At 40.7% G+C, this 6,519-nt stretch carries 5 protein-coding genes; all 5 read left to right on the forward strand.

All coding sequences use genetic code 11. The features are described 5' to 3' along the window. Positions 1 to 326: 326 nt before the first annotated feature. The 5 genes from RZN25_08045 to RZN25_08065 all read left to right on the forward strand — a co-directional run bounded on the left by RZN25_08045 (position 327) and on the right by RZN25_08065 (position 6,260). Entirely contained in the window at positions 327 to 1,046 is a 720-nt protein-coding gene (locus RZN25_08045) for a (Fe-S)-binding protein (GenBank protein ID MEQ6376770.1), read from the forward strand. Positions 1,047 to 1,060: 14 nt separating this feature from the next. Further along, positions 1,061 to 2,488: a LutB/LldF family L-lactate oxidation iron-sulfur protein gene (locus RZN25_08050; GenBank protein MEQ6376771.1), complete on the forward strand. Its 1,428-nt coding sequence runs from the start codon at positions 1,061 to 1,063 to the stop codon at positions 2,486 to 2,488. Further along, a complete protein-coding gene (locus RZN25_08055; protein ID MEQ6376772.1) occupies positions 2,485 to 3,207 on the forward strand; it encodes a lactate utilization protein C in 723 nt (240 codons plus the stop codon). The genes RZN25_08050 and RZN25_08055 overlap by 4 nt, the downstream gene beginning before the upstream one ends. Positions 3,208 to 3,531: 324 nt before the next feature. Next, a complete protein-coding gene (glcD, locus tag RZN25_08060) occupies positions 3,532 to 4,941 on the forward strand; it encodes a glycolate oxidase subunit GlcD (GenBank protein MEQ6376773.1) in 1,410 nt (469 codons plus the stop codon). A 2-nt stretch (positions 4,942 to 4,943) separates the two neighbouring features. Next, entirely contained in the window at positions 4,944 to 6,260 is a 1,317-nt protein-coding gene (locus tag RZN25_08065) for a (Fe-S)-binding protein (protein MEQ6376774.1), read from the forward strand. The last annotated feature ends 259 nt before the right edge of the window (positions 6,261 to 6,519 follow it).

The following is a 6,519-nucleotide window of genomic DNA, read 5'->3' on the forward strand; positions in this document are numbered from 1 at the left end:
ATGTGAGGCCTCTTTATTTTATTTAATAAGTCATCAGATGACCTGCTTTTTAAGGGCGATGGTTGTTAAGGTTTTATCCCGCATGAACGGCAGCCAACCATGAAGCAAGCTTCACCAACAAGGATGAAAAATCATGGGAGTAATACCCCGCCTCAAGTTTTAAGGGAAACGAAAAGAGTAGGTGGGGTGGGGATAAACTACCCGCAAATGTCTGATTGGTTCAAGGGCTTTTATGTCATGCCCTTGGGTGCTAACAATCAGCGGGGGACGGCCACTGATTGAAGTTTCACTTTATAATTTTAGTGATGTATGGAGGAGGAAAAAAGGTGAGAGTTTCCTTATTTATTACTTGTTTATGTGACATGTTTGCCTCTGATGTTGGGAAAGACTCAGTAGAATTACTGGAACGGTTTGGTTGTAAAATTGATTTTCCAAAAAGTCAAACCTGTTGCGGTCAGCCAGCCTATAACAGTGGCTATTTAAAAGAATCGAAGGAATCTATGAAACAGATGATGAGAGCGTTTAAAGATTCAGAGTATGTAGTTGCTCCATCAGGCTCTTGTATTGCCATGTTTAAAGAATATCCGCATATTTTTGCGGGAGATTCGGAGTGGGAAGCGGCAGCTAAAGATCTTGCAAGTAAGAGCTATGAAATTACTCAATTTATTATGGAAGTATTAAAAATAGAAGATGTTGGTGCTAGTTTGCCGGGAAAAGGGACTTATCATCCTTCTTGTCATATGACTAGATTACTTGGAGTGAAAGATGGTCCCCTAAAAATGTTAAGCCATGTCAAAGGGTTAGAGATGGTTGAACTACCGAATAAAGAAGATTGCTGTGGATTTGGTGGTACATTCGCGGTGAAAAATCCTGTGATTTCAGAGCAAATGGTTCAGGAAAAAACAGAGCATATTTTGGAAACAGAAGCGGAGTATTTAATAGGTGGAGATATGGGCTGTTTAATGAATATGGGGGGAAGGCTAACTCGTAATGGTAAGCCGGTTAAAGTGATGCATATTGTGTCTGTTTTAAATAGCCGAGTTTAGAAGGAGGGATTATCATGGGTATAAAAATTAGTAAGAATTCTTTTAAAGAGCGTATCCAAGAAGGCATCAAGAATGACTTCATGCGACAAGCTGTTTCTTCTGCTCAGGGTAGATTCAGAACGGGCCGTTTAAAAGCAGCAGAGGAGCTAGGAAACTGGGAAGATTGGCGTGATCTAGGAGAAGAAATTCGCTCCCATACATTAGAAAATATTGATTACTACCTTGAGCTTTTGAGTGAAAACGTAGCCAAACGCGGGGGAAATGTTTTTTTTGCTCAAACAGCTGAAGAAGCAAACGCCTATATTGAAAATGTCATTAAGAAAAAGAACGGTAAAAAGGTTGTTAAATCTAAATCCATGGTAACTGAAGAAATTAGTCTGAACCACGCACTAGAAAAAGCAGGATGTGAAGTAGTGGAAACGGATTTAGGGGAATGGATTCTTCAATTAGATGAGGACCCACCTTCCCATATCGTTACACCAGCCATTCACGTCAATAAGCAACAAGTGAGAGAAACTTTTGCTAACAAAAAAGGATATGACAAATCAGATAGTCCTGAAGAACTTGCTTTATTTGCTAGAGAACAACTTCGCAAAGACTTTCTATCAGCAGATATTGGGATCACCGGCTGTAATTTTGCCATTGCGGAATCTGGTTCGGTGACACTGGTAACAAACGAAGGAAATGCTAGATTAGTAACTTCCTTGCCAGATACCGTTATCACCGTTATGGGAATGGAAAGACTCGTTCCTACTTGGGAAGAGATGGAAGTCCTTGTTAGTATGCTTACTCGTTCAGCGGTAGGGCAAAAGCTAACAAGTTACGTGACTGCCATTACAGGAACAAGACTTGAAGAAGAAGTAGATGGTCCTGAGGAGTTCCATTTAGTCATTGTTGATAATGGTCGCTCCAAGATTTTAGGAACAGAATTCCAGTCAGCGTTACATTGTATTCGTTGTGCCGCTTGTATCAATGTATGCCCTGTTTATCGCCATGTTGGGGGACATTCCTATGGATCGATTTATCCAGGTCCAATTGGTGCTGTATTAACTCCTTTATTAGATGGTTATGAAGATCATAAAGATTTACCTTTTGCGTCTACACTTTGTGCGGCTTGTTCAGAAGCGTGTCCTGTCAAAATACCTTTACACGAACATTTAATTCGTCACCGTCAAATTATCGTTGAGAAGGAGAAGATGTCTCCAAAGGCGGAACAATTAATAATGAAAGGATTTGAAAAATGGTCGGGCAATCCTTCGCTTTATAATATGAGCACGAAGGTTGCAAGAACAGGGCTTAAACCTTGGACGAAGGATGAAAAAATTTCCAATGGTCCTGGTCCAATGAAGGGTTGGACGGATGTTCGCGATTTCCCTGCACCAAGCAAGCAGTCGTTCCGATCTTGGTATAACGGAAAAGAAAAAGGAGGGGATTCCAAATGACAGTAGGAGAAATTCAAAATAGGGATGCTTTCTTGGATAATCTGGCAAAACAGCTAGGAAGAGAGCGCACCAAAGGAAAAGTAGATCGTCCTAGCTGGCGTAAGAATCCCCAATGGACGGTTTTCCAAGATGCGACTCAAGATGAACTGGTCGATATTTTAGAAAAGCAATGTGGTGTGATTCATACTACTTTTAAACGAACAACCAGTGACCAGTTGATACAAGTTCTACAAGAAACCATTGATGGATACGAAGGAAAATCTGCAATCATTGTGAATGATGAACGAAATGAATCTTTTGGCCTCAAAGAATATTATGAAAATCAATTACCTGAAACAGGTTGTGAAGTTCGTATATGGGACCCTAATAATAAAAGGGAAAACGTAAAATTTGCTGAAAAGGCTGATGTCGGTATCACCTTTAGTGATATTACATTAGCTGAATCCGGGACTGTCACTTTGCTTAATGATAAGGATAATGGACGTACAATTAGTTTGTTGCCTAAAACCTATATTGCGATTATTCCTAAAAGTACGATTGTTGCTCGGATGACTCAAGCAGCTAGCGTGATTCATAAGCAAAATGAAGCGGGGCAGCAGGTGCCTTCCTGTGTGAGTTTTATTACAGGTCCAAGTAATAGTGCAGACATTGAAATGAACTTAATTGTTGGAGTTCATGGACCAATTAAAGTGACATACATTGTAGTAGAAGATAAATAACTACTAAAAGTTGGCTTGTGGGGTGACTTTGGGTCAACTTCTTTTTAAAAGGCCAGAAAGTATAATACCTTTCTAGCTTCAGCGTCCTATCGACTAGAGTCGGATCCCTCTTCTCGCTCGATAAGTTAACATAGGTTCACTTGTGAACTGTGTTTCCTATATCTCGGAGGGAACGTAGGCTAAAACCGCCACACGTGTTGGGACTGCTATTACTCGTCCCACCGCAAACGCCTACGCGACCACATCCTGTGGGCCTCACCTCCTTACGTCGATGGTCGAGGATGCTTGCGTTTTTAATAAAATTCTCTTGTAGGGGGAAATATTATGTTAAATATGGATTTTAAAAATAAAATGATTTCGATTGTTGGCAAAGAAAATTTTCAAGATTCCAATCAAAGTCGTTTAGCTTATTCTTATGATTCCACTCCTAATTTTCAAGCACTGCCTGATGGAGTGGTCAGTCCTCGAAATACGAAAGAGGTTAGTGAAGTATTGAAAACCTGTAATGAGTACAAAGTTCCTATTGTGCCAAGAGGATCTGGTACAAACCTTTGTGGCGGTACTACCCCAACGGAGGGGGGAGTCGTCTTAATTTTTAACAATATGAGGGAAATCCTTGAAATTGATGAGGAAAATTTAACTGTAACAGTTCAGCCTGGGGTGATTACCTTAGAGATGGTTCAAGCAGTTGAGGAAAAAGGATTTTTCTATCCTCCTGATCCAGGATCTATGAAAATATCAACAATCGGTGGCAACATTATGGAAAATTCTGGTGGACTTCGAGGATTAAAGTATGGAGTTACAAGAGATTACGTCATGGGCCTAGAAATTGTTTTGCCTAACGGAGATATTTTTCGAACTGGCGGAAAGCTAGCCAAAGATGTGGCGGGTTATGACTTAACAAGACTTTTCGTTGGATCTGAAGGTACATTAGGCGTCATTACAGAAGCAACACTAAAAGTAATTCCAAAGCCAGAAACTAAGAAAACAGCGCTAGCAGTCTATCAAGATATTGAGTCTGCTGCACAAACAGTTTCTAATATTATTGCAAGTAAAATTATCCCAACTACTCTAGAGTTCTTAGATAATTCAACGATTCAAGTGGTAGAGGACTTCGCGAAGGTAGGTTTGCCTACGGATGCGGAAGCAGTGTTATTAATAGAACAAGATGGTCCAGAGGAAGTGGTTGCTCGAGATATGCAAAAAATCGAGGCAATCTGCAAAGAGATGAACTGTATTAGTGTAGAGGTTGCTAAGTCTGATGAAGAAGCAAATGCTTTAGCAACTGCTCGTCGTTCCGCGCTTTCAGCCTTAGCCCGTTTAATGCCTACAACTATCTTAGAAGATGCAACCGTGCCACGTTCTGAGGTGGCAAATATGGTCAAAGCGATTAAGCGAATTGAGGGAAAATATAACTTACGTATCTGTACGTTTGGTCATGCAGGGGATGGAAACTTGCACCCAACCTGTTTAACGGACGCTAGAAATAAAGAGGAAATGGAACGAGTGGAAGAGGCTTTTGAAGAAATTTTCCATGTGGCTATTAGTTTGGGTGGAACGATTACTGGGGAACATGGGGTAGGAGAAATGAAGTCTCCTTATCTTTCTTTGAAACTAGGAGAAGCTGGTGTTAATGCCATGCTATCCGTTAAAAGGGCATTCGATCCGAATAACATCATGAATCCTGGCAAAATTTTTGCTAAGGATGAACGGAAGCGAGTGGTTGTAGAATGAGTATGTCAGAAAAAGCGGCGGCTCAAATCCAGTCTGATTTTCAAGAAAGAATGGATTACAGTGAATTACTAAACTGTATGCGCTGTGGTTTTTGCTTGCCGACATGTCCAACTTATATTGAAACAAATCGTAATGAAGCGGCTTCTCCGCGGGGAAGAATTGCGTTAATTAAAGGTGTGGTAGATGGAGTTATTGAACCTGACGAAGATTTTGAGAGACAGCTCAATGTTTGTCTGGGGTGTCGAGCCTGTGAGCCCGTCTGTCCATCTGGCGTATCCTACGGTCATATTTTGGAAGAAGCTAGAGATATTTTAGAAAGTAACAAAAAGCATTCCTTGTCTGTTAGGGCTGTTCGCTGGTTTGCTTTTGACAAGCTTTTCCCTCAAAAAACAATGATGCGTAACGTGAATAATTTTCTTTGGTTTTATCAAAATAGTGGGTTGCAGACGGTTGCCCATAAGTCTGGCGCCATGAAGCTCTTCCCAGAGAATTTGCGGACGATGGAAAAGGTGTTGCCGGATATTTCTAGACCAAAAGATATGAAAAATCGACCTACTCACATCATGCCTGAAGCGGAAGTGAAAAAACGCGTAGCCTTTTTCTCTGGTTGTTTGATGGACACGATGTTCATGCAAACGAATGACTCTACGTTAAAGCTTCTTGAGAAGGTTGGTTGTGAAGTTGTCATTCCTGAGGAACAAGTTTGTTGTGGCGCACTTCACGGGCATAGTGGGGAGAAGGATAAAAGTAAAGAGTTAGCGAAGCAAAATATTGCTGCTTTTGAAAACTTAGAAGTAGATTATATTATTTTAAATGCAGGAGGCTGTGGTGCTTTCTTAGTTGATTATGGTCATCTATTAAAAGATGATCCAGAATGGGCAGAACGTGCGAAGGAATTTTCTGAAAAAGTTTTGGACATTTCTGAAGTTTTGGTTGAACTTGAGTTTGATAAGAGAGACTTAAAGTTACCAGGTCAAGTGATTACTTATCAGGACTCTTGTCATTTAAGAAATGTCATGAAAACTGCGGCAGCACCAAGAAAGTTGCTTCAGGCTATTCAAGGCTCAACGTACGTTGAACTCAAAGAGGCTGACCATTGTTGCGGATCAGCGGGAATCTATAACATTGTTCAAGAAGAAATGTCGATGCAAATTCTTGATCATAAAATGGAAAATGTGAAAGCCATACAACCAAATGTCATTGTTACAGCAAATCCTGGTTGTCTACTGCAAATGAAGGTTGGTATTGAACGAGAAGAGTTAAATGAAAACATGCGGGCCGTTCACATAGTAGACTTGCTGCTAGAAGCGATATCCTAAAAAGTCGTGTTGGTAGGGACGGTTCTCGCCAACACACCCAAAGCATGGTATGTCAGCGTTTATGGACGTTGTATCGTGTTGGTAGGGACGGTTCCGACCGTGAATTTCCTTTGTTTATAAGGATTGAGGGCATATTTAATCCCTAATTAATCTGCTAAGGCGGATTTAGTTAGGGATTTTTGCTTTTGGGGAGATGAAACATAAATCCGGCAGTTTTTTCTGTGGTTATGGTCTTCATGGAAGAGATGAAGCACAAAAC

The organism is Bacillaceae bacterium S4-13-56 (assembly GCA_040191315.1).
Lineage (GTDB): Bacteria > Bacillota > Bacilli > Bacillales > JAWJLM01 > JAWJLM01.

Bases quoted from the DNA above. Each gene is read 5' to 3' on its own strand.
- RZN25_08055 (MEQ6376772.1), top strand. From the start codon at position 2,485: ATGACAGTAGGAGAAATTCAAAATAGGGATGCTTTCTTGGATAATCTG.
- RZN25_08065 (MEQ6376774.1), top strand. From the start codon at position 4,944: ATGTCAGAAAAAGCGGCGGCTCAAATCCAGTCTGATTTTCAAGAAAGA.
- RZN25_08050 (MEQ6376771.1), top strand. From the start codon at position 1,061: ATGGGTATAAAAATTAGTAAGAATTCTTTTAAAGAGCGTATCCAAGAA.
- glcD (MEQ6376773.1), top strand. From the start codon at position 3,532: ATGTTAAATATGGATTTTAAAAATAAAATGATTTCGATTGTTGGCAAA.